The organism is Curtobacterium sp. RIT-PI-V (genome assembly GCF_025642935.1).
GTDB lineage: Bacteria > Actinomycetota > Actinomycetes > Actinomycetales > Microbacteriaceae > Curtobacterium.
Genome location: NZ_JANZKM010000016.1, coordinates 74145 through 94139 on the forward strand (window position 1 = coordinate 74145; position 19995 = coordinate 94139).

A 19995-nucleotide genomic window follows, 5' to 3' on the forward strand; every position below is an offset into this window, starting at 1 on the left:
ACCCGGAACGACATCCCCGACGTCGTACGACGACGGGGATGTCGTTCTGCGTCGGCGCCGGTCTCAGCGAGCCATGTGCGAGCGGAGTGCCACGACGACCTGGTCGAGGAAGTCGTCGACCTGGTCTTGGTCGTAGCCCTCGCGGAACTTCGTCGGTTGGAATCGCACGGCGGTCACGTCATCCGGCGTGAGCGGATCCACCGGCCGCCCCTGCTCGTACCCGGCGAGGGTGGTCTGGATCCGGTCGAGGAACGCATCGACCTCACCCTGGTCGTAGCCCTCCCGCCACTTGGTCGGTCGGAACCGCTTGTCGGACACGTCCTTCGCGAGCATGTGCTCCCCCTTCTGCATGCCCGTCATGCTCTCACGGACGTGCGCAGCGGCAGCAGCAGGGTAGGCGGGGGTCAGGGCTGCGGCAGTCGGCGGCCGAACACCGCGCTGAGGAAGCGCGCGAAGCGGGTCTCCGTCGGCTCCTCTGTCCGGACCGCGCGCGTCGGCGACCGGAACGCCAGGTCGTGCAGCATGTTCCGCTTCGAGCCGTCCCAGTTCGCGAACAGGTAGGTGCCGCCGATGAACGACATGCTCCGGACCGGCGTGCGCTTCCAGGAGTCGGCAGCCACGTAGTAGCCGGTGTGGCCGGAGCTGATGTGCTGGATCACGGTGTCGACGTCGATGACGCTGGTGGTCGTCACGACGGCGGTGATGCCCGTGCGGTCACGGGCGACGTACTCGATGAGGTGTTCGGTCACGGTTGGACTCTTCGTCGCAGAGGCGGGACGCCACGACGGTGAACGTGGCGAAGGGTGTTCGGAACCGCCGTTGCTTCCGACAGCAGAATACGTCCGGTTCGCCGTGGCGTCACCGGAATGTCCGACGGTCGCACACGCTCGAACGCTCAGTCGGGTCGGCGGACCACCCACGAAGCGACCAGGTCGACGGCAGCCGCGAAGTCGATGCTGCCCGGTCGGTTGAGGAAGGCGTGCCGGCTGTCGGGCAGGACGTGACGCTCGAGATCGACCCCCGCGGCACCGAGTTGCCGTGCGAACCGGTCGCCGGATGCGCGCATCGTGTCTCGCTCGGCGTCGAGCACCAGGGTGCGCGGGAACGTGCTGAGGTCCTCCGGTGCCGGGAACGCTCCGGCGCCGAGCGGCCCGGCGTAGGTGCGGTTCGCGGCGTCGAGCAACAGTGGAGCGTGCGTGATCCGCCGGTGCCCGCGCACGAGACGCTGTACTGCCGGGTCGCGGGGGATCCGCGCGTGGAAGAACCCGTACGCGAGCACGGTGCCGGCCAGGGGCGGGCCAGCGGCGACCGCCGACGCCGCGAGGCATGCGCCGGCACTCGCGCCACCGAGCAGCAGGCCGGCCGGGCACTCCTCCGCGAGCGAGCGGAGCACCGCTACGACCTCGTCCCGCGCGTGCGGTGCACGTCGGCGTGCTCGTGGACCCGTCCGCCCGATCCATGGCATGCCGGGCAGCGGACCGAGGCGGTAGTCGACGGTGATCACCGGGATGCCGCGGGCGCTGAGCGCACGGGCCACGGCGTCCGACTCGGGCAGGTCCAGGTCGCCGCGGAAGAACCCACCCCCGTGCAGCCAGACCAGCGTCGGAGCGGGTGCGGGGTCCTGCGGGCGGTAGCGCCGGATCGGGACCGGTCCGTGCGGACCCACGACGTGGTCGTCCACGACGTCCGCCGATGCCCCGATGTCCTCTCTCCGCATGCCAGCAGACTACGGGCCGGTAACGATGCGAGCGCCGACACTGCCGTCGGTGCACCGTGGAGTGGTGCGCACCTCGAAGACTGCTCTGTTCCTGACCGGCGCGGCCGTGGTCGCCCTGCTGACCGGCTGTTCCGGTGGCGGGGACGGTGGCGACGCGGCCCCGACCGTCACCGAGACCGTGACCGCGGCGCCGACGGACACGGCAGCCACCCCGTCGCCGACGAGCACGCCGACACCGACGCCGACCCCCACCCCGACCTGTGGTCCCGCGACCGGCTCCGAGGCAGCAGCCGCCGGGATCGCTGCGCTGCCCTCGCCCGCCGGCCTCGAGGACACCAAGTGGGACGCTGCGAACGCCGACTACACCGGCTACGACGCCTGCGCCTCACTGTCCTGGTCCGTCGTCGCGCCCGAGTTCGGCACCGCCGGCTCGCCGTACGCGATCCTGCTCTTCCACCAGGGCCGGTACCTCGGCACCGCGACCTCCGAGCAGTACGCGTTCGAGCCGGTTGTCGAACGATTGGCCGACGCCTCGATCAAGGTCACCTACACGTACGCGAAGGCGAACGAGGCGAACGCGGACGCCTCCGGTCGCACCACCGCGACGTACATCTGGAACGACGGCACCGAGCGCGTCGACATGACCGGCGAGGTCCCGCCCGCTCAGGGCTGATCGGCGGCAGCAAGCTCGCGCTGCAGTGCGCGGAGGACCCGAACGATCGTCGCGAGCTTGTCCGGGCCGCCTTCGAACCCACGTCCGAGTGCTGGTCGCGGCTCCACCACGACGTCCTCGCCGACCGTCGTGCTGATCCAGACGCCGAAGTCGACCCGTTGTCCGCGTGCGTCCTTCGTGGCGACGGAGAACTTCCGGATGTGGGTCCAGGGCAGGTCGAACACCGGCTCCGCCCGCGACGGCGCCCACGCGTGCAGACCGGACGCGTCGACGGTCCAGATCTCGGGTCGGGGGCCCGGCAGGTCGTCGGTCGCCCGCAACCCCGACGCGGAGACCGGCAGGTGGAACCGGGGCGCGCGGCGTTCCCGGATCCGTGCCAGGGTGCGGCGATCGGTCCGACCGGCGCTCCAGGTCACCACCGCCAGCAGCAGGCCGAACCCGGCGACGAACAGCGGCCACAGGACGAAGTTGGCCTGTGTGCGGGCGCTGTCGAGACCGCGCAGGAAGTCCGGCGACGCGAACTCGGCGACGAGCACGCCGAGCCCCGCGGCCGTCGTCACCGCGGCCACGAGCAGGACCGGCCACCGCTTCGGCATCTCGCCGTCACGCAGCCGCTGCACCCACCGCTCGCCCGAGTACTCCACCACGCAATCCTGCCCGGCTGGACCGCACCACGGCCGCGAGCACGAGATGCTGTTCCCATGCAGTTCGCCCGCACCGCCGCTCCCGGTGTCGCCGTCGCCGTCGCGATCGGCCTCGTCGCGACCCTGATCGGATCGGTCGTCCCGGTCGTGGGCGGGCCCGTCCCCGCCGTCCTGATCGGCGCGGTGCTCGGTTGGCTCGTCCGTCGCCGCACCGGCGGTACCCTCGCCGTGCTCGCTCCCGGCGTCAAGTTCTCGTCGAGCCGCGTCCTGCAGTTCGCGGTCGTCCTGCTCGGCGCGCAGCTCTCCATCGGCGAGGTCCTGCGCATCGGCGGTGAGACCCTGCCGGTGATGCTCACGACGCTCGTCGTGTGTCTCGGAGCAGCGTGGGGGATCGGCCGACTGCTCCGGGTGTCGGGCACCCTCCGCACCCTGATCGGCGTGGGGACCGGCATCTGCGGTGCGTCCGCGATCGCGGCCGTCACGCCCGTCATCGGTGCGGTCAGCGCGGACGTCGCCTACGCGATGTCGACGATCTTCCTCTGCAACATCGCCGCGGTGTTCGCCTTCCCCCTGCTCGGCCACGCCCTCGGCCTCAGCCAGCACGCCTTCGGCGTCTTCGCGGGGACGGCGGTGAACGACACGTCGTCCGTCGTCGCCACGGCGACGGTCTACGGTCGCCAGGCGACCGACACGGCGGTCGTCGTGAAGCTGGTGCGGACCCTGATGATCATCCCGATCGTCATCGGGCTGGCCGGACTGGAGGCCCGACGCGCCTCCCGCGAGCAGCTCACGCCCGACACGGGGTCGCGCAGCGGGTTCCGCGTGTTCCGGTTGGTCCCGTGGTTCCTGATCGGGTTCCTCGTGGTGGTGCTGCTCCGGACCGTCGGGGTGCTGCCGGCCAGTGCGGCCCCCGGCTTCTCGACCGCGGCGTCGTTCCTCATCACGGTGGCGCTCGCGGCGATCGGCTGCTCGACGGACTTCGCGGCGCTGCGACGTGCCGGCTTCCGTCCGATGCTGCTCGGTATCGCGCTCTGGGCGCTCGTGGCGGGCACGAGCCTCGGCGCGCAGGCGGTCTTCGGCCTGCTGTAGGTCGGAGCGGGACGGGGTCTTGCACCGGTCCGACCCATCGTTTATCGTTGTATCGAAATTCGATGGTATCGATGATCGACAGGGGAAGACGCCATGACCGCACCCGTGTACGAACCGCCCCGCGGCCGGAACTCCTACCTCGCCTACGTCGCCTGCTGCGTGATCGGCATCGCGCTCGTCGTCTGGCGGTACGTCGACCTGCTCGTCCGCTCGGTCAGCTCCGGAACGGTGTCCGTGCCCGTCCGGATGACCGCGACGAGCGACGTCCCGCAGCCGCCCGGCGGTGCGACCGTCACCGCCGACCACCTCGTGCTCCGGGCCCCGATCGCGGACGTGCCGGCGGGGGCGATCGGGTACATCCGGGTCGGTGATGCGCTCGAGGTCCTGTTCGTCAGTGCGCTCATCGCCCTCGTGGCGGCGGTGGCGTGGAAGATCTCGCGCGGTGGGCTGTTCGACCGGTCGACGACCCGGATCCTCGACTGGCTCGCGGCTGCGGTGCTCGTGGCCGGGTTCGTGCCCCAGTTCGTCCGCCGGATGGGGTGGAACTGGGTGGTGTCGGGGCTCGGCTGGGACGGGCGTCTGCCGACGCCCGACGTCGACCACCAGTTCGTGCCCGTGTACCTCGGCCTGCTCGTCGTCATCTGCTTCCGGTTCGCCCTGACCGCCTCGCAGCGGATGGTGCGCGACCAGTCCGGGCTGGTCTGATGCCCCCGGAACAAGAGGACGGCCACGCGGTCGTCTGCCACCTCGACGAGCTGCTCGCCGCTCGGGGCATGACGCTGACCGAGCTCGCGGACCGGGTCGGGGTGACCGTGGTGAACCTGTCGGTGCTGAAGAACAACCGGGCACGCGCGATCCGCTTCTCCACGCTCACCCGGCTCTGCCAGGAGCTCGGGTGCCAGCCGGGCGACGTCTTCTCGGTGCGGACCGACTGAGCCCGGGCGCACGGGTCAGATGATCCGCGAGTCGATCACCGCCCGGTCCCCGCGGTACCGCGAGAACCCGTACTCGACGGGCGTCCCGTCCGCCAGGCACATCAACCGCTCGATGTGGAAGATCGCCTGACCGGGGTCGATGTCCAGCAGGTCGGCCGTCCACTGGTCGGCGTTCACGGTGCTCAGCAGCAGCCGCCGGGCCTCCGGACGCGTACCGGCCTTCCGGACCAGCACGTCCGGCACGTACTCGGTGAGCGGCTCGGCGACCAGGTCGGGGAAGCGCTCGTGCGGTACCCAACTCGTCCGGACCCGGCTCGGTTCGCCGTCGAACGAGATGAGGCTCTCGACGAAGAACGCGCTGCTGCCGGTCATCTGCAGGTTGCGCCGGACGGTCTCCGGCGCGGTCACCTGCTGCACGCACAGGTGCACGATGCTGAGCCGGGGTGACTCGAACACGCTGCCGCCGGCCGTCTCGCCGTAGATCGTGACCTCGTCGGACGTGCGGGCCAGGCTCACCGAGGCGACGGGCCGGACACCGAACGTGCCGGATCGTGGTGCACGGGTGAGCAGCCGCTGTTCCTTGAGCAACGTCAGCGCAGCCCGCAGGACGTTCCGCGTCGTGCCGTACAGGTCGAGCAGCTCCCACTCGTAGGGCAGCGGGCCGGTGAAGCGGCCGGCGACGATGTCGGCCCGGATCAGGTCGGACACCTGGCGCGCCGCGTCGGAGCGTCGGTTGAACCCGATCCAGTGCCCCGGCGCCGACGGGGTCGTCCCGACGCCCATGTCGGTCCAGGCCGCGGTCGGGGCGAACTCCTCCGGGACGATCCCGGTCACGAGGCCACCCCCACCGTCGAGACGTCGCCGGTCCAGCCGGCCCAGCGCAGGAACTCCCGGGCCAGTCGCACCGGGTAGTCGGGCGCCTGGATGTCGAGCGAGACGAACACGCGTCGGTAGAACGTCGGCCCGCCGAGCAGGTCGACGGCGATGCCGAGGTCGACGTCCGGGCGCAGGTCGCCGGCGTCCATCGCCCGCTGCAGCATCGCGTTCACCCGCAACCGTCGGTCCAGGTGCCACTCGGTGACGGCCTCGGCGACGCGCGGCTCGTGCGACGCGGTCTCCACGATGAGCGGGAGTGCGCGGCCGACCGGCGTCGCGACCAGGGCGTGCACCCACCCCCGGGTGAGCCCGAGGACCCCCTCGGCGATCGGGGCGTCCTGGATCGTGGGGATGTGCTCCTCCATCAACCGGATGACGGTCTCGGTGAGCAGCACCTCCTTGCTCGACCACCGCCGGTAGATCGTCGCCGCCCCCACCCCGGCAGCGTCGGCGACGGCCCGGATCGTGAACGCGCGCGGGTCGCCCTCGGCCAGGATCTCGACGCACGCCGTGTAGACGGACTCGCCGACGGCGGCACTCCGAGGCCGACCGCGGGCCGGCGCCTCGGTGCCCGTCACGGTGCTCGCCGTGGTGCTCGTCGCGGGGCTCATGCCGCGTCCCAGTGCTCGAGGACCCGGTCCATGCTCCAGACCTCGCCGATCTTGGCGGCGATGTCGAACAGGTTCGCCTCGTGCACGCTCGGCAACCGGTCGCCCACCGCCTCGCGCACGACGATCGGCACGAACCCGTGCTGCATGGCGTCCGTGGCGGTCGCACGGATGCACCCGCTCGTCGACAGCCCTGCGATGAAGAGGGTGTCCACACCGCGGGCGACGAGGTCGGCGGCCAGCGAGGTGCCGAAGAACGCACTCGGGTACTGCTTGGGCACCAGGGTGTCCCCGGCCTGGGGCTCGAGCCCGTCGACGAACGCGCCCGTGGACGCCCCCGGCAGGTACGCGGCGAGCGCCGGCACCTTGCGGAAGAACACCCCGGCGTTCGACCCGTCGGCGGACAGTGCCATGGTGGTGATCGCCACGTGCACCCCGGCGGCGCGGGCAGCGGTCGTGAGCTCCCGCATCCGCTCGACGGGTTCCTCGACCCCGGCGTAGAGCCCGCAGTCGGGGTCGACGTAGGCGCGGACCGGGTCGACGACGACGAGCGCGGCGCGTCGTCCTGGCTGCAGCGCGCCGGTGAACCCGGCCGCCGCGTAGTCCTGGTGGTCGTCGGTCATGGGGTCCTGCTTCCGTCGTGGGTGGTCGTTGCCAGGGTGGGGACGGTCACGTGGACGCCCCCGGCTCGGGGACCGGACCCGCCCTGTCGGGCCGGAGTGGTGCCTCCCGGTCGGGTGGTCCGAACGGACCGAACGCGACGATGAGCGCGCCGAGGGCCGCGCAGCCGGCGAAGGTCAGCGCTGCGGCGCGGACGCCGTCGACGAACACCTGGACGTCGCCGGCCGGCAGACCGAGCAGGCTGCCGTCGTAGGCGGCTGCCGCCTGGGAGGCGGACAGTCCACCCGTCGCGATCGCGAGTCCGAGGGCCGTCGAGAACAGGAAGCCGGCGTTCTGCAGGGCGGAGCGGATGGCGTTGGCGATGCCGCGTCGGTGTTCCGGGACCCGGGTCATCAGTGCGGACGTGCTCGGCGTCATGAACACGCCCGTCCCGACCCCGACCGCGCCCAGGCCGGTGGCGGTGACGACGTAGGCGCTGCCGTCGGCGAGCGAGACCGCGAGCACCGCGGCGCCGAGTGCGATGAGGAGCATGCCGATGGTCGACAGGGTCCGCGCGGCCACTCGGCGGGCGAGGAACCCGGCGCTCACGGCGGCGACGGTCGTGCCGATCGGGGTCGGGAGCACCCAGAGGGCGGCCTCGACGGCGTCCTTGCCGTCGACGGCCTGGAACGACAGGGACGCCAGCAGCACGAGCGCGTAGCTGGACAGGGCGCAGAGCCCGGCGGCGGAGAACAGGGTGATGGTGGCGCGGTCGCGGAAGATCGCCGGGTCGACCAGCGGGTGTGCGACCCGCCGCTGGGCCCACACGAAGACGCCACCGAGGACCACTGCGCCCGAGGCCATCGCCACGACGGGCACGGCCGACCAGCCGATCGAGCCGCCGATCGAGACGGCACCGACGAGCAGGCCGACGGCCGCGACGGACAGGATCGACCCCGGTACGTCGAGGCGCTCGCCGGAACGGGGACGGGTGCTGTGCGGGATCAACCGGAGCGACCAGACGAGTCCGGCGAGTGAGATCGGCACGCCGGCGAGGAAGATCCAGCGCCACCCGAAGGACTCGGCGACCAACCCGCCCACGACCGGGCCGATGACCTGCCCCACCGCGGCGACGGTGGCGTTCAGGCCGAGGCCGAGCGACAGGATCGACTCCGGGAAGACGTCGGTGAGCAGTGCGGTCGTGTTCGTGACGATGGCCGCCGCACCCACGCCCTGCACGAGCCGGGCACCGAGCAGGACGGCGGCGTCCGGGGCGAACCCGCACGCGAGCGAGGCGAGCAGGAAGACGAGGATGCCGGCGATGTACAGGCGCCGCCGGCCGACCAGGTCGGCGATCCGTCCGAAGACCAGGATCAGGGTGGTCGTGGTGAGCATGTAGCTCAGGAGCACCCAGCTGGACTGCACCGCGCTGGCGTCGAGGTCGCGGCTGACGTCGGGGAGTGCGACGAGGAGGGCGCTCGAGGAGATGAAGACGAGGACGACGCTCAGGCTCGATGCGCAGAGCACCTGCCAGGCGCGTCGTCGGGCGGCGCCCTCGTCGATGGTGCGGCTACTGATCGGTCGGCCCTCGCACGGCGGACGACGGCGGCACCAGGCGGTGGTGCGTCGTGACCCGCTGGAAGGCGGCGGCGGCGGACAGCACCAGGCGGTCGTCCCACGGCCGCGCGACGAGCTGCACGCCGACGGGCAGACCGTCGGGCGCGGTGCCCGCCGGCATCATCAGCGCTGGGAACCCCACGTAGTCGAACAGGCGGGTGTTCCGGGGGACGACGTCGTGCAGGTTGAACCGCTCGCCGTCGACCGACATCGTCAGGTCGTCGAGTCGCGGGGCGGTGGCCCCGATGCCGGGGGTGAGCACCACGTCCACGCCGGCCTCGTCCATCCGGGCGACCATCGCGGCCTGCACGAGCGGGCGGCGGCGGAGTGCCCGGAGGTAGTCCGCCGCGGTCGGCAGGAACGACACGTCGAACCGCGCGCGGGTCCCGGCGTCGAACAGGTCGGCCGTGGCGGCGTTCGCCTCCTGGTTCGCGGCGAGCTCGCCGTAGAAGACGGTCCAGCACTCCGCGTCGATCGATTCGAGGTCGTCGAACTCGATCGGCACGAGGGTCGCCCCGAGTTCGCGGAACCGTTCGGTCGCGGCGGCGTGGGCGTCGAGTACCGCCGTGTCGACGCGTTCGGTGAACCAGCCGCGCGGCACCCCGATGCGGAGCCCCTCGACCCGTTCCGGTGCCGCCTCGATGAGCGGGACGGCGGTGAACGACGTCGGGTCCTCGCCGTCGGACCCCGCGACGACCGCCAGGACGAGCGCGAGGTCCTCGGCGGAGCGGGCCATCGGACCCACGTGGTCGAGGGTCCACGACAGGCTCGCGACCCCGGTGCGCGGCACGAGGCCGTAGGTCGGCTTGATCCCTGTGGTGCCGCAGAGCGCAGAGGGCACGCGGATCGACCCGCCGGTGTCGGATCCGAGCGCCAACGGGACGATCCGGGCGGCGAGCGCCGAACCCGACCCGGTCGACGAGCCACCGGTCCAGCGCTCGGGGTCCCAGGGGTTCCGCACGGCACCGTACCGGGCGTTGTGCGGCCCACCGCAGGCGAACTCCGTCGTGGCCGCCGTGAACACGGGGATCGCGCCGGCTGCACGGAGTCGGGCCACGACGGTCGCGTCGGCCGGGGCCACACGGTCGCCGGTCTGGAGCGAGCCACTGGTGACGATCGTCCCCGCGACGTCGATGATGTCCTTCACGGCGAACGGGATGCCCTCGAGCGGTCGGGCCTCGTCGTCCGCCCAGCGACGGGTGGACTCGGCGGCGGCCGCCTCGGCCCCGTCCACCAGGCGCAGGACCGCGTCCGACCAGACGTCGTCGCTCGTCCAGTGCGGAGCGAGTGCGGCCAGGACGGCGCACGGGGTGGTGGTGCCGGAACGGTAGGCGTCGAGGAGCTCGACGACCGTGGCCGCGGCGGGGTCGGCGGCGGCGTCGGCAGCGGGGCGGGACGCCGACGGCGGGTCTTCGGGCCGTGCCGCGGTCGGCGCAGCGTCGATCGCGGCGCCCAGCAGCCGGCCGAACAGCTGCGCACTGTGTGCCGGTTCCGCGCGCAGCGCCGACGGGGCGGCCGGCAACGGGTTCGCGCGGCTCGCGGCCAGCGCCCGGTCGAGCTGCGGGGCGATGGTGCCGCGGACCACGGCGGCGACGTCCGTCATGCTGGGACCGCCGCCGGTGCGTGGGCGTCGGCGAGGTACCGGAACACCCCGGGCTGGCGGTCGCGTCCGAGTGGGAAGTCGTCGCGTGCCGCCGCGACCTCGCCGACGTCGACGGTGGCCCGGATGATCGGCCCCGCCTGGTGGGCAGGTGCCGAGACGACCAGGTCGCCCCGCGGTGAGACGACCGACGACCGACCGAAGTAGCTCACGGTCTTGCCGTCGACGGTCTCCTCGCCACCGCGGTTCGGGGCGACGATCCACGTCTGCGTCTCGAGCGCGCGGACCTGCAGTTCCTGGGTGAACAGGGTCTCGCGGAAGCCCATCGACGACACCAGCACGAGCATCACCTCGGCACCGGCGGCCCGCGATGCGAGCCAGTACTCCGGGAAGCTCCGGTCGTAGCAGATGAGCATGCCGAAGCGGGTGCCGAGCGCGTCGAACACGACCGGTCCGGAGCCGGCGGCGAAGTAGTGCTTCTCGTCGACGTCGGAGATCGCGTTGGTCGGGATCGAGGTCTTGCGGTACGACGCCACCTGCTCGCCGTGCACGTCGGTACCGTGCACGAGCGTGCCGTCGGCGTCGATGAGCACGGCGCTGTTGTACTGCGCGTCGCCCGCGTCCTCGTACAGGCCGAAGGCGACGGCGGTACCCAGACGTTTCGCCGCGGCGGCCAACCGTGCGGTCACCGGGCCGGGGACGGGCTGCGCCCAGGCCTTGCGGCTGTCGTTGACCACGCCGCAGAAGTAGGGCGTGGTGCAGAGCTCGGGGAACACGACGAGGTCGGCGCCCTCGGCCGCCTGTTCGAACAGGGTGATGAGTTCGTCGAGCGCGGCGTCGCCGTCGGCCGGGGTCTGTCCGGCCTGCACCACCGCGACCTCGATGACCGGTCGGTTCGATGCGGTGCTCATGCGGTGACCGCGCTCGGGGCGACGGACTCCACGCCCTCGCGGGTGCGCATCAGCGGCTGGATGCGCGTGCCGAAGTCGTCCATGCCCTGCAGGAAGTCGTCGAACACGAGCATGATGCCCTTCGTGCCCTCGACGACGGCGGCCTCGTCGAGCATCGCCGCGACCTGCTCGTACGAGCCGACCAACGTGCCCATGTTCATGTTCACGGCGCCCTCGGGCAGGGAGATCCGCTTGGCGGTGTTGCCCTCCTCGCCCTCGGTGTCGGTGAGTGCCTGGCCCGTCATCCACGAGATCGCCTCGACGTCGACGCCGTCGTTGTAGAGCGCCCACTTGGCCTGGGCGGCCTCCTCGGTCTCGTCGGCGATGACCATGAACAGCACGTACGAGCCGACGTCGCGACCGGTCTTCGCCCGTGCCTCGATGAGGGCCTTGTTCTGGTCGGCGTAGGCGGTCGGGGTGTTCACGCCGACGCCCATCGAGAAGTTGTAGTCGGAGTACTGGGCGGCGAACGCCATGCCCTGGGACGACTGGCCGGCCGAGACGATCGGGATGTGTCCGGTCGGCTTCGGCAGCATCTTGCAGTCGTTCATCGTGAAGTAGTCGCCCTTGAAGTCGGACTCGCCGTGCTCCCAGAGCTCCTTCATGACCTGCATGTACTCGGTCTGGTAGGCGTAGCGGCGCTTGAAGTGCACGTCGTCGCCGGGCCACAGGCCCATCTGGTCGTACTCGGCCTTCTGCCACCCCGCGACGAGGTTCAGCCCGAAGCGACCGTGCGAGATCGAGTCGACCGTCGCCGCCATGCGCGCCGCGATCGCCGGCGGGATCGTCAGGACCGCGGTCGTGGCGAACAGGCGGATCCGCTCGGTGCGGGCGGCGAGACCGGCCATCAGCGTGAACGACTCGAGGTTCTCGTCCCAGAATCCGCTCGGGCCGCCGTACCCGTGCAGCTTGATCATCGACAGCGCGAAGTCGAAGCCGTACGCCTCGGCCTTCTGCACGATCTCGAGGTTCAGGTCGAAGGACGGCTTGTACTGGGGCGACGTGGTGGAGATGAGCCAGCCGTTGCTGCCGATCGGGATGAAGACTCCGATGTCCATGGGGGACTCGCTTTCTGTGGTGGGTGTCGAGCAGGGAGGGGAGGACGAGGTGGGTCAGGAACGCTTCGCGGCGGCCTTGGCGGCGGTCGCGACGGAGTGCCGCCGGATGGTCTGCGACACGGCGACGGCGACGATGAGGGCGCCGCCGTAGAACAGCTGCTGCACGAAGTTGTCGGCGCCGAGCATCTGCAGGCCGACGACCCCGGAGAACAGGAAGTACACGGCGATGAAGGTGCCGATCGCGTTGAAGCGGCCCGGGATGATGGCGGTCGCGCCGAGGTAGCAGGCGGCGAACGCGGGGAGCAGGAACGACTGTCCGCTCGACGGGTCTGCGCCGCCGAGCGTGCCGGCGTAGACGACCCCGGCGACCGCGGCGGTGAGGCCGGCGCCGACGAACGCACCGACCCGGAGCCGTCGCACGTTCAGCCCGGAGAGCTCGGCGACGGTTCGGCCGGTGCCGACGAACAGCAGCCGTCGGCCGACCGGGGTGGCACTCAGCACGACCAGGACGACGACGGTGGCGATCAGGCCGTACACGAAGGCCAGCGGCAGGCCGGCGAGCCCGCGCCACCCGACCGTGGCCTGCACCAGGGCGGGATCGATGCCCGTCACCGACGACGAGGCGCTCATCCACTGGATGATCCCGATCATGAACGTCGAGGTGCCCAGCGTGACGATGAACGAGTCGATGCGGAAGCCGACGGTGAGCAGGCCGTTGACGAGCCCGACCACGACGCCGATGACGAGACCGGCGGCGATCGCGGGCACGAGTGGGACGTCCATCTTCGCGTTGAGCACGGCGATGGTCATGGCGGAGAGCGACATCGTCGAGGCGCCGGACAGGTCGAACTCGCCCGCGGTCAGGGGGAAGAGGAACCCGAGCGCCAGGATGAGCAGCACCGACTGGGACCCGAGGATGTTCTGCAGGTTGCCGAGGGTCGGGTACGTGTCGGGCAGCACGATGCTGAACGCGATGACGATGACGAGCCAGGCACCGAGCAGGGCGTAGCGCTCGGTGTGCCCCCACGAGAAGCGCGGGCGGGTCGGACGGACGATCGAGGTCTCGAGGACGGGGTCGGCGGTGGTGGACATCAGGCGTTCTCCTTGACGAGGGAGGGAACAGCAGCAGGGGACGGAGCAGCGGGGGACGGCGCGGCGGGTTCGGCCGCGTCGACGAGGCTCGCCACGACGGCGGCCGCGATGACGTCGCGGTCGACGCGTCCGTCGGTCAGCACGTCGTGCACGCGACCGTGGGCGAGGACGACGACGCGGTCGCACAGCTGCGCGAGCTGGTCGTAGTCGGTGGAGGCGCAGACGATTGCGACGCCCTGCTCCGCACTCCGGCGGAGCATCGAGAAGATCGCAGCACGGGCGCCGACGTCGATGCCCTGGGTCGGTTCCTGCAGCAGCACGAGCCGGGGGTCGTCCTGCATCCACTTCGCCAGGACGGCCTTCTGCTGGTTGCCGCCGGACAGCGTGCCGAACAGGGCGGACGGGTCGGCGGGTCGGACGTCGTAGTCACGGACGAGTCCCGCGACGTGCGACCGTTCCCGCGCGGGCGAGAGGCCGAGCAGTCCGCGGAGCTTCCCGAGGACGGGGAGCGTGACGTTCTGCTCGACGGACAGGGTGAGCGCACCGCCCTCGCGCTTGCGGTCGGCGGGGACGTACACGACACGGCGGGCGATGGAGGAACCGGGCGACACCCGGGCCAGGTCGATCGGGGCGGCCTGCACCTCGTCGTCCCGCACGGTGAGCGAACCGGTCGCAGGTCGTGCGCCGTACAGGCCGGGCAGCACGTCCTCGACGCCCGAGCCGGCGAGGCCCGTGATGCCGACGACCTCGCCGTCCGCGACGTCGAACGACAGGCCGTCGACGACACCGACCCGGAGGTCTCGGACCGCCACGACGGCGTCACCGGTGGTCGCCGGACGCGGGGTCCTGGCGGCGGCGCCGTCGAGCCCGCGGCCGACGATGAGCGCGACGAGCTCGTCGGCCGTCGTCGTGGCGGTGTCACGGTGCGCCTGGACCCGGCCGGCCCGCAGGACGGTGACCCGGTCGGCGTGCTCGAGGACCTCGGACATGTCGTGCGACACGAGCAGTGCCGAGGTGCGACCGTCCGCGACGAGGTCCTTAACGACCCGGAACAGCAGGTCGGCGTCCTCCTTCGGCAGGAGCACCGTCGGTTCGTCGAGCACGATGAGCGCGCGGTCGTCGCCGAGTTCGGCGACGGCCCGCAGGATCGCGACGAGCGCCTTCTGGGTGTCGGAGAGCTCGTCGATCCGTGCGCGGGGGTCGATGTCGACCCCGTACCGGGCGAACAGCTCGGCGGCGGCGCGGTGCTCGGCGCCCCAGCGGACGAAGGGGCCCCGGCCGGCCACGACGGTCGCGAGCCGCAGGTTCTCGGTCACGCCGAGCGACGGGACGAGCGCGAGGTCCTGGTGGACGAAGCTGATCCCGACGCGGCGGAAGTACCCGGGCGGCACCGGCAGTGGCAGTCGGGCGCCACGGACCTCGATCGTCGCTCCCGGCTCCGGCGCGTAGGTGCCGGACAGGATCTTGATGAGGGTGGACTTGCCGGAGCCGTTCTCGCCGAGGAGCGCGTGGACCTGGCCCGGCAGGACCTCGAGGTCGACGTCGTCGAGTGCGGTCAGTCCGCCGAAGCGCTTCGTGAGCCCGCTGATCCGCAGCACCGGCGTGGCGGTCACTTCGCCGCGCCCCAGATGGCTTCGTACCCGGTCTTGTAGGCGTCGCCGTAGCCCTTGCTCGGCGCCGGCGGAGTGCCGGTCTCGTCGACGTTGTCCTTCGTGAAGACCTTGAGCGGGGTCTTCTCGTCGCCGTCCTCGATGATCGGGGTGTCGGTCAGGATGCGGCCGGCCTGGTCGAGCGTGGCGTACGCGAGCCACTCCATGTTCTCGCCGATGTCCATCGTGAGGACGCTGCCGTCCTGCAGGATCTTCAGCACGGCGGGGGTGCCGTTGTACGACGAGGTGAACACCTGGCCGGTCTTGCCCGCCGCGGTCACGCCGGCCTCGACGTAGAGGGTCATCGAGTCGTAGACCGGCAGCACGTAGTCGAGGTTCGGGTTGGACTGCACGGCGGACTGCACGGTCGACGAGATCTTCGTCGCCCAGTCGGCGACCGGCACGTTCGTCACCTTGACGGCGCAGCCGTCGCACTGCGCCTCGAACTCGTCCTGCATCGCCTGCACGATGCCGTCGGACGGGGGGACCTCAGAGGAGGTGATGATCAGGACGTCGCCCTGGCCCTTCGTCTCCTTGATGGCCCAGTCGGCGTTGAGCTTCGCGGCCTCGTGGAACGGGGCGGTCACCTGCGCGGCGACGAGGTCCTGCAGCTGGTCCGGCAGCGCCTCGCCGGTCTGGTACGTGTGGCTGATCAGCACGGGGATCCCCGCGGCCTTCGCACGCTTCAGCGCCGGGACGATGAGTTCACCGTTGACGCCCTGCGCCAGCACGATGATGTCGGCGCCGCGGCTGATCGCCTGGTCGATGCCGGCGGAGTGCTCGGTGGGCGTGCCCTGGTTCGTGTACTCGATCCACTTCGCGCCGTACTGCTCGGCGACCTTCTCGCCGGCCTCGTCGACCGCGGTGATGAAGGGGACGGCGGACGAGTTCGGGATGTTGAAGATCGTCTTGCCGGCGATCCCCGACATGTCGAAGGGTTCGCCCTCGAAGGTGAACTCGGGGTCGACGCTGGCCGCCTCGATCTGGCTCGTGGCGTGCTCGACCCCGGCGGTGTCGTCGCCGGAGCTCGTCGACGCGGTCGAGGTGGCCGAGCAGGCGGACAGGAACAGCACGCCGGAGAGTGCGGCGGCGAGGAGCGCGGGACGGGGGAGACGCGTTCGGGACGGTGCGGGGGACGACATCGGTCGGGGACCTCCTGGACGGGTGGAGCAGGGAAGGTGCGGGGAAGCTGCAGCGGGTACGACGAACACCCCGCGGCGCGGGGTGGCGTGTGCAGGGAGCCGGGAGACGTTCACCGGCGGCGGGGCGTCGGGGTGACGCCGGCCGCTGCAGTGGGGCTGATGCGAATGTAACGGCAGCGGGGAGCCAGCAGGCGGTCGCCCGGTAACGGTCCTGTTAGGCGTTTGTTTCGCTGGTGTTAGGCCACCCGCTGCGGTGGTGCGCGTGGGGCGTCCGCCGCGTGGTTCCGCGGGGGACGACTGCGCCACCGAGGCCCGTGCACGCGCGGATCCGGACGGGGACGGGGCGGCGACGGCGGGGCGAAACACGCCGGACGCATCCGAGGCGACTTCCGGTAACGGCGCTCTCACAATTCGATGCGACGGCCGCGCACGGCGGCTGGCGGAATGCCCCGGGTCCCTGGCCGCACAGCCCGGCTGACCGGGACATTCCGGCGTCGCCGGCCCGGGGGCCGCTGGCGTAACCCAGCCGATACGGATCCGGCACGGCGGCGAAACGAACGAGCGGTGGACTGCACCAACGAACCACCCCCGCCACCACGACAGGAGCACCCCGATGATCACCACCGTCGTCGCCGGCAACCCCAAGCGGGCCTCACGGACGCTCGACGCCGCGACGGTCGTGCTCGAACGCCTCACCGGTCGCGCCCCGGACCACGTCGTCGACGTCATCGACCTCGGCGCCGGTCTGCTCGGCTGGGGCGACACGGCGGTGTCCGACGCCGTCCGGACCGTCGCCGGCTCCGACCTCGTGGTCGTCGCGTCGCCGACGTTCAAGGCCACCTACACCGGCGTGCTCAAGCTGTTCCTCGACCAGTTCGGCACCGGAGACGGGCTCGCCGGCGTCGTCGCGGTGCCGCTCATGCTCGGTGCCGGTCCGGCCCACGCGCTCGCCCCCGAGGTCTTCCTCAAACCGGTGCTGGTCGAACTCGGCGCGACCGTCCCCGCCCCCGCCCTGTACCTGAACGACAAGCAGTACTCGGACCCCGCGTCGACCGACGTCTGGCTCGCCCGCTGGCGGGACGTCGTCCTCGGTGCGACCGTCAGCCACCAGGAAGGAACCGCGTCATGATCAGCCCCTACTCCACCGAGGCCCCTGACCTCTCCGCACTCAAGCAGGCGTTCTCGGGCTTCCCCTGCGGTGTCGCCGCACTGTCCGCCGTCGTGGACGGTGAACCGACCGTGCTCGTCGCGTCGTCGTTCACCGTCGGGGTCTCGCAGGACCCACCGCTGGTGATGTTCGCCGTGCAGCACACCTCGACCACGTGGCCGGTGCTCCGCGACGCCGGCACGATCGGCGTCTCGATCCTCGGCGAGGGGCACGCACAGGTCACGCGGCAGCTCGCCTCACGCGACAAGTCGGTCCGGTTCGTCGGGGTCGACACGACGGTCGCCGACACTGGAGCGGTCTTCCTGCAGGGGGCCCCGATCTGGCTGGAGTGCTCGGTCGAGCACACGTACCCCGCCGGCGACCACGACATCGTCGTGCTCCGGGTGCTCGGACTCATGTCCGACTTCGCGCACAGCCCGCTGGTCTGGCACCGGTCCGCCTTCGCGACGCTGAGCGCCTGACCGGCGCTGCGTGCCGGACCGGCACCGGGCAACGGACAGGAGGCCCGTCCCACGTGAGCGGTCTGCTCACGTGATCCGGGCCTCCCGTCCACACCGCGGCGTCAGCCGCGCAGCGCCTCCGTCAGCTTCACGCGACTGCCCGTCCGCAGCAGCGCGTTCTCGTAGACGCGGGCGCCCACCAGGACGACCACGACCACCGCGGCGACCACGATCAGGAGCGACAGGATCGGCTCCCACCACTCGGCCGTGCCGAGGAAGATCCGCATCGGCATGCCGATCGGTGCGCTGAACGGCACGTACGACATGATGCCGAGCACCGTCGGGTTGTTGTACGCGACGATGATCAGGATGTACGGGATCATCACGAGCATCATCACCGGCGTGGTGACGCTGCCGACGTCCTCCTGCCGCGACACCAGCACGGCCGCCGCGGCGAACAGCGACGCGATGAGCACGAAGCCGACGGCGAAGAACCCGACGAACCACAGGATGCTCGGGCCGAGCATCGAGAACATGTTGTCCTGCCCGGTCACCGCCAGGGTGACGACCGCGGCGATGGCCACGGCGACGATCTGCGCGAACGCCATCACGCTGTTGCCGAGGACCTTGCCGGCGAGCAGCGCCCTGGCCGAGATCGCGGACATCAGGATCTCGACGACCCTGGTCGACTTCTCCTCGACCACGCTCTGCGCGATCGACTGGCCGAAGGTCACGGCCGAGGCGAAGTACACGACGCCGAACGCGATGGCGATGAGGTAGACGAGTCCGCCGGGCAGCGCGTCCGGGTCGAGCAGTTCGATCCGCGGTGTGACGCTCAGCGCGGAGACGACGTCGGTCGGGGCCTCGTCGAGTCCGACGACCTTGTAGCCGAGCGGGTCGTCGGACGGCACGACCGCCGCGTCGACGTCGCCGTCCCGCACGAGCCGTTCGGCGTCGGCCACGGAACCGGACTTCGTGACGTCGAGTCCGCTCGTGGTGGGCAGGGAGACGCCGTCGACCACGGCGACCGGCGTGGTGTCGTCGGCGGTGGCCTTGCCGACGATCCCGCCGACCACGATGGACGCGACGACCATGCCGATCAGGATGAGGGCGGAGACCACGAAGGCCTTGCTGCGGATGCGTGCCTGGATCTCGCGTGCGGAGACGAGCCGCACGGCCTGCACGAAGGAGTCGTTCATCGGATGACCTCCCGGAAGACCTCGCTGAGCCGCGGGACCCGCGGGGCGAACGAGCCGACGGTGCCCTGCTGGACGGCCCGCTGCAGGACGTGTTGGGCGGTGGACGGGTCGGCCTCGAAGACGGCGTAGCCGCCGTCGAACTCGCGGACCGTCACGCCGGGCTCGTCGCGGAGCCAGGCGACGTCGCCGTCGACCAGCAGCTCCCAGGCGGCGGGCCCTGCTTGCTTGCGGAGTTCGTCCTGCGGGCCGGCGGCACGGATGGTGCCGCCCGCGATCACGACGACGTCGTCGCAGAGCCGTTCGACGACGTCCAGCTGGTGGCTCGAGAACAGCACCGGGACCCCGCGCGCCGCGGTCTCGCGCAGGACGCCCAGCACCGTGTCGACCGCCATCGGGTCGAGGCCCGAGAACGGTTCGTCGAGCACCAGCACCTCGGGGTCGTGGGCGAGGGCCGCGGCGATCTGCACCCGCTGCTGGTTGCCGAGCGACAGCTTCTCGACGGCGTCGTCGGCGTGGCCGGTCAGCTCGAGCCGTTCGAGCAGCTCGGTGGTCCGCGTGGTCGCCGCGCGCTTGTCGACGCCGTGCAACCGGGCCATGTAGGTGATCTGCTCGGCCACCGGCATCTTCGGGTACAGCCCGCGTTCCTCGGGCATGTAGCCGAAGCGGCGGCGGTCGGCGGGCCGGACCACGGTGCCGTCGATCGAGACGGATCCCGCGTCGGCCTGCAGCACACCGAGCATGATGCGCATGGTGGTCGTCTTGCCGGCGCCGTTGCCGCCGACGAACCCGGTGAGGCGGCCGTTGCCGACCGTGAACCCCACGTCGTCGAGCACCCGGCGGTCGCCGAAGTGCTTGGTCACCCCTTCGATGGTGAGCATGTCGTACCCCTCTCGCGACGGCCTGCGCCGCCTGCGTCGACGCTATTGGCCGGGAGGCCC

General features: G+C 71.4%; 21 protein-coding genes and 2 pseudogenes. 6 read left to right on the forward strand and 17 right to left on the reverse strand.

The features are described 5' to 3' along the window. Positions 1–81: 81 nt before the first annotated feature. The 4 genes and pseudogenes from OGL88_RS11415 to OGL88_RS11430 form a co-directional block, all read right to left on the reverse strand. Positions 82–201: pseudogene (locus OGL88_RS11415) on the reverse strand (DivIVA domain-containing protein); the annotation flags it as partial. Positions 202–240: 39 nt separating this feature from the next. Continuing rightward, positions 241–360 (reverse strand): annotated as a pseudogene (locus OGL88_RS11420) (DivIVA domain-containing protein); the annotation flags it as partial. Between the two features lie 44 nt (positions 361–404). Continuing rightward, positions 405–749 carry a hypothetical protein gene (locus OGL88_RS11425; RefSeq protein WP_205463089.1) on the reverse strand — a complete coding sequence of 115 codons (345 nt, stop codon included), beginning with the start codon at positions 747–749 and terminating at the stop codon, positions 405–407. Positions 750–895: 146 nt separating this feature from the next. After that, a complete protein-coding gene (locus OGL88_RS11430; protein WP_263091452.1) occupies positions 896–1717 on the reverse strand; it encodes an alpha/beta hydrolase in 822 nt (273 codons plus the stop codon). Positions 1718–1781: 64 nt separating this feature from the next. Between OGL88_RS11430 and OGL88_RS11435 the strand changes: the two genes are divergently transcribed. After that, positions 1782–2390 carry an LppP/LprE family lipoprotein gene (locus tag OGL88_RS11435; RefSeq protein WP_263091453.1) on the forward strand — a complete coding sequence of 203 codons (609 nt, stop codon included), beginning with the start codon at positions 1782–1784 and terminating at the stop codon, positions 2388–2390. Here the strand turns inward: OGL88_RS11435 and OGL88_RS11440 are convergent. Continuing rightward, the gene (locus OGL88_RS11440) at positions 2381–3034 is read right to left on the reverse strand and encodes a hypothetical protein (protein ID WP_263091454.1); all 654 of its coding nucleotides are present in this window, start codon (positions 3032–3034) and stop codon (positions 2381–2383) included. The two genes, OGL88_RS11435 and OGL88_RS11440, sit on opposite strands and share 10 nt — an antisense overlap. Positions 3035–3091: 57 nt before the next feature. Between OGL88_RS11440 and OGL88_RS11445 the strand changes: the two genes are divergently transcribed. The 3 genes from OGL88_RS11445 to OGL88_RS11455 all read left to right on the forward strand — a co-directional run bounded on the left by OGL88_RS11445 (position 3092) and on the right by OGL88_RS11455 (position 5058). After that, positions 3092–4123, forward strand: a complete 1032-nt coding sequence (locus OGL88_RS11445; protein WP_263091455.1) for a YeiH family protein — start codon at positions 3092–3094, stop codon at positions 4121–4123. Between the two features lie 93 nt (positions 4124–4216). Beyond that, complete coding sequence (locus OGL88_RS11450; protein WP_263091456.1) at positions 4217–4828, forward strand: hypothetical protein; 612 nt, start codon at positions 4217–4219, stop codon at positions 4826–4828. Continuing rightward, positions 4828–5058: a helix-turn-helix domain-containing protein gene (locus OGL88_RS11455; protein WP_123341187.1), complete on the forward strand. Its 231-nt coding sequence runs from the start codon at positions 4828–4830 to the stop codon at positions 5056–5058. The genes OGL88_RS11450 and OGL88_RS11455 overlap by 1 nt, the downstream gene beginning before the upstream one ends. Before the next feature lie 15 nt (positions 5059–5073). Here OGL88_RS11455 and OGL88_RS11460 read toward each other — a convergent pair whose 3' ends face one another. The 10 genes from OGL88_RS11460 to OGL88_RS11505 are packed head-to-tail and all read right to left on the reverse strand — an operon-like array spanning position 5074 to position 16250. After that, complete coding sequence (locus tag OGL88_RS11460) at positions 5074–5892, reverse strand: GntR family transcriptional regulator (RefSeq protein WP_263091457.1); 819 nt, start codon at positions 5890–5892, stop codon at positions 5074–5076. After that, positions 5889–6545, reverse strand: a complete 657-nt coding sequence (locus OGL88_RS11465; RefSeq protein WP_263091458.1) for a TetR/AcrR family transcriptional regulator — start codon at positions 6543–6545, stop codon at positions 5889–5891. Before OGL88_RS11465 ends, OGL88_RS11460 begins: the two co-directional genes overlap by 4 nt. Next, positions 6542–7165 carry an isochorismatase family protein gene (locus OGL88_RS11470; protein ID WP_263091459.1) on the reverse strand — a complete coding sequence of 208 codons (624 nt, stop codon included), beginning with the start codon at positions 7163–7165 and terminating at the stop codon, positions 6542–6544. The genes OGL88_RS11465 and OGL88_RS11470 overlap by 4 nt, the downstream gene beginning before the upstream one ends. A 46-nt stretch (positions 7166–7211) precedes the next feature. Beyond that, a complete protein-coding gene (locus tag OGL88_RS11475; protein ID WP_263091460.1) occupies positions 7212–8669 on the reverse strand; it encodes an MFS transporter in 1458 nt (485 codons plus the stop codon). A 43-nt stretch (positions 8670–8712) separates the two neighbouring features. Continuing rightward, positions 8713–10362, reverse strand: a complete 1650-nt coding sequence (locus OGL88_RS11480; RefSeq protein ID WP_263091461.1) for an amidase — start codon at positions 10360–10362, stop codon at positions 8713–8715. Next, on the reverse strand, positions 10359–11270 hold the full coding sequence (locus OGL88_RS11485; RefSeq protein ID WP_263091462.1) for a carbon-nitrogen hydrolase family protein: 912 nt from the start codon (positions 11268–11270) through the stop codon (positions 10359–10361). Before OGL88_RS11485 ends, OGL88_RS11480 begins: the two co-directional genes overlap by 4 nt. Further along, positions 11267–12367, reverse strand: a complete 1101-nt coding sequence (rutA, locus tag OGL88_RS11490; protein WP_263091463.1) for a pyrimidine utilization protein A — start codon at positions 12365–12367, stop codon at positions 11267–11269. The genes OGL88_RS11485 and rutA overlap by 4 nt, the downstream gene beginning before the upstream one ends. 54 nt (positions 12368–12421) lie before the next feature. Then, positions 12422–13459, reverse strand: coding sequence for an ABC transporter permease (locus OGL88_RS11495; protein WP_263091464.1), 1038 nt, complete (start codon positions 13457–13459; stop codon positions 12422–12424). Then, positions 13459–15072: a sugar ABC transporter ATP-binding protein gene (locus tag OGL88_RS11500; RefSeq protein ID WP_263091465.1), complete on the reverse strand. Its 1614-nt coding sequence runs from the start codon at positions 15070–15072 to the stop codon at positions 13459–13461. The genes OGL88_RS11495 and OGL88_RS11500 overlap by 1 nt, the downstream gene beginning before the upstream one ends. After that, positions 15069–16250, reverse strand: coding sequence for a sugar ABC transporter substrate-binding protein (locus tag OGL88_RS11505; RefSeq protein WP_263091466.1), 1182 nt, complete (start codon positions 16248–16250; stop codon positions 15069–15071). Before OGL88_RS11505 ends, OGL88_RS11500 begins: the two co-directional genes overlap by 4 nt. Positions 16251–16863: 613 nt before the next feature. Here OGL88_RS11505 and OGL88_RS11510 point away from each other — a divergent pair. Both OGL88_RS11510 and OGL88_RS11515 read left to right on the forward strand, forming a co-directional pair. Continuing rightward, positions 16864–17379 carry an NADPH-dependent FMN reductase gene (locus OGL88_RS11510; protein ID WP_263091467.1) on the forward strand — a complete coding sequence of 172 codons (516 nt, stop codon included), beginning with the start codon at positions 16864–16866 and terminating at the stop codon, positions 17377–17379. Beyond that, a complete protein-coding gene (locus OGL88_RS11515; RefSeq protein ID WP_123673676.1) occupies positions 17376–17879 on the forward strand; it encodes a flavin reductase family protein in 504 nt (167 codons plus the stop codon). Before OGL88_RS11510 ends, OGL88_RS11515 begins: the two co-directional genes overlap by 4 nt. A 101-nt stretch (positions 17880–17980) precedes the next feature. Here the strand turns inward: OGL88_RS11515 and OGL88_RS11520 are convergent, their stop codons facing one another. Beyond that, positions 17981–19057, reverse strand: coding sequence for an ABC transporter permease (locus OGL88_RS11520; protein WP_205463083.1), 1077 nt, complete (start codon positions 19055–19057; stop codon positions 17981–17983). Beyond that, entirely contained in the window at positions 19054–19935 is an 882-nt protein-coding gene (locus OGL88_RS11525; RefSeq protein WP_263091468.1) for an ABC transporter ATP-binding protein, read from the reverse strand. Before OGL88_RS11525 ends, OGL88_RS11520 begins: the two co-directional genes overlap by 4 nt. Between the last annotated feature and the right edge of the window lie 60 nt (positions 19936–19995).

What these genes read in the sequence shown, in the direction of transcription:
- OGL88_RS11525 (WP_263091468.1), bottom strand. Translation starts at nt 19,935, where the DNA reads ATGCTCACCATCGAAGGGGTGACCAAGCACTTCGGCGACCGCCGGGTG.
- OGL88_RS11515 (WP_123673676.1), top strand. Translation starts at nt 17,376, where the DNA reads ATGATCAGCCCCTACTCCACCGAGGCCCCTGACCTCTCCGCACTCAAG.
- OGL88_RS11445 (WP_263091455.1), top strand. Translation starts at nt 3,092, where the DNA reads ATGCAGTTCGCCCGCACCGCCGCTCCCGGTGTCGCCGTCGCCGTCGCG.
- OGL88_RS11455 (WP_123341187.1), top strand. Translation starts at nt 4,828, where the DNA reads ATGCCCCCGGAACAAGAGGACGGCCACGCGGTCGTCTGCCACCTCGAC.
- OGL88_RS11505 (WP_263091466.1), bottom strand. Translation starts at nt 16,250, where the DNA reads ATGTCGTCCCCCGCACCGTCCCGAACGCGTCTCCCCCGTCCCGCGCTC.
- rutA (WP_263091463.1), bottom strand. Translation starts at nt 12,367, where the DNA reads ATGGACATCGGAGTCTTCATCCCGATCGGCAGCAACGGCTGGCTCATC.
- OGL88_RS11450 (WP_263091456.1), top strand. Translation starts at nt 4,217, where the DNA reads ATGACCGCACCCGTGTACGAACCGCCCCGCGGCCGGAACTCCTACCTC.
- OGL88_RS11520 (WP_205463083.1), bottom strand. Translation starts at nt 19,057, where the DNA reads ATGAACGACTCCTTCGTGCAGGCCGTGCGGCTCGTCTCCGCACGCGAG.
- OGL88_RS11510 (WP_263091467.1), top strand. Translation starts at nt 16,864, where the DNA reads ATGATCACCACCGTCGTCGCCGGCAACCCCAAGCGGGCCTCACGGACG.
- OGL88_RS11485 (WP_263091462.1), bottom strand. Translation starts at nt 11,270, where the DNA reads ATGAGCACCGCATCGAACCGACCGGTCATCGAGGTCGCGGTGGTGCAG.
- OGL88_RS11465 (WP_263091458.1), bottom strand. Translation starts at nt 6,545, where the DNA reads ATGAGCCCCGCGACGAGCACCACGGCGAGCACCGTGACGGGCACCGAG.
- OGL88_RS11470 (WP_263091459.1), bottom strand. Translation starts at nt 7,165, where the DNA reads ATGACCGACGACCACCAGGACTACGCGGCGGCCGGGTTCACCGGCGCG.
- OGL88_RS11430 (WP_263091452.1), bottom strand. Translation starts at nt 1,717, where the DNA reads ATGCGGAGAGAGGACATCGGGGCATCGGCGGACGTCGTGGACGACCAC.
- OGL88_RS11480 (WP_263091461.1), bottom strand. Translation starts at nt 10,362, where the DNA reads ATGACGGACGTCGCCGCCGTGGTCCGCGGCACCATCGCCCCGCAGCTC.
- OGL88_RS11495 (WP_263091464.1), bottom strand. Translation starts at nt 13,459, where the DNA reads ATGTCCACCACCGCCGACCCCGTCCTCGAGACCTCGATCGTCCGTCCG.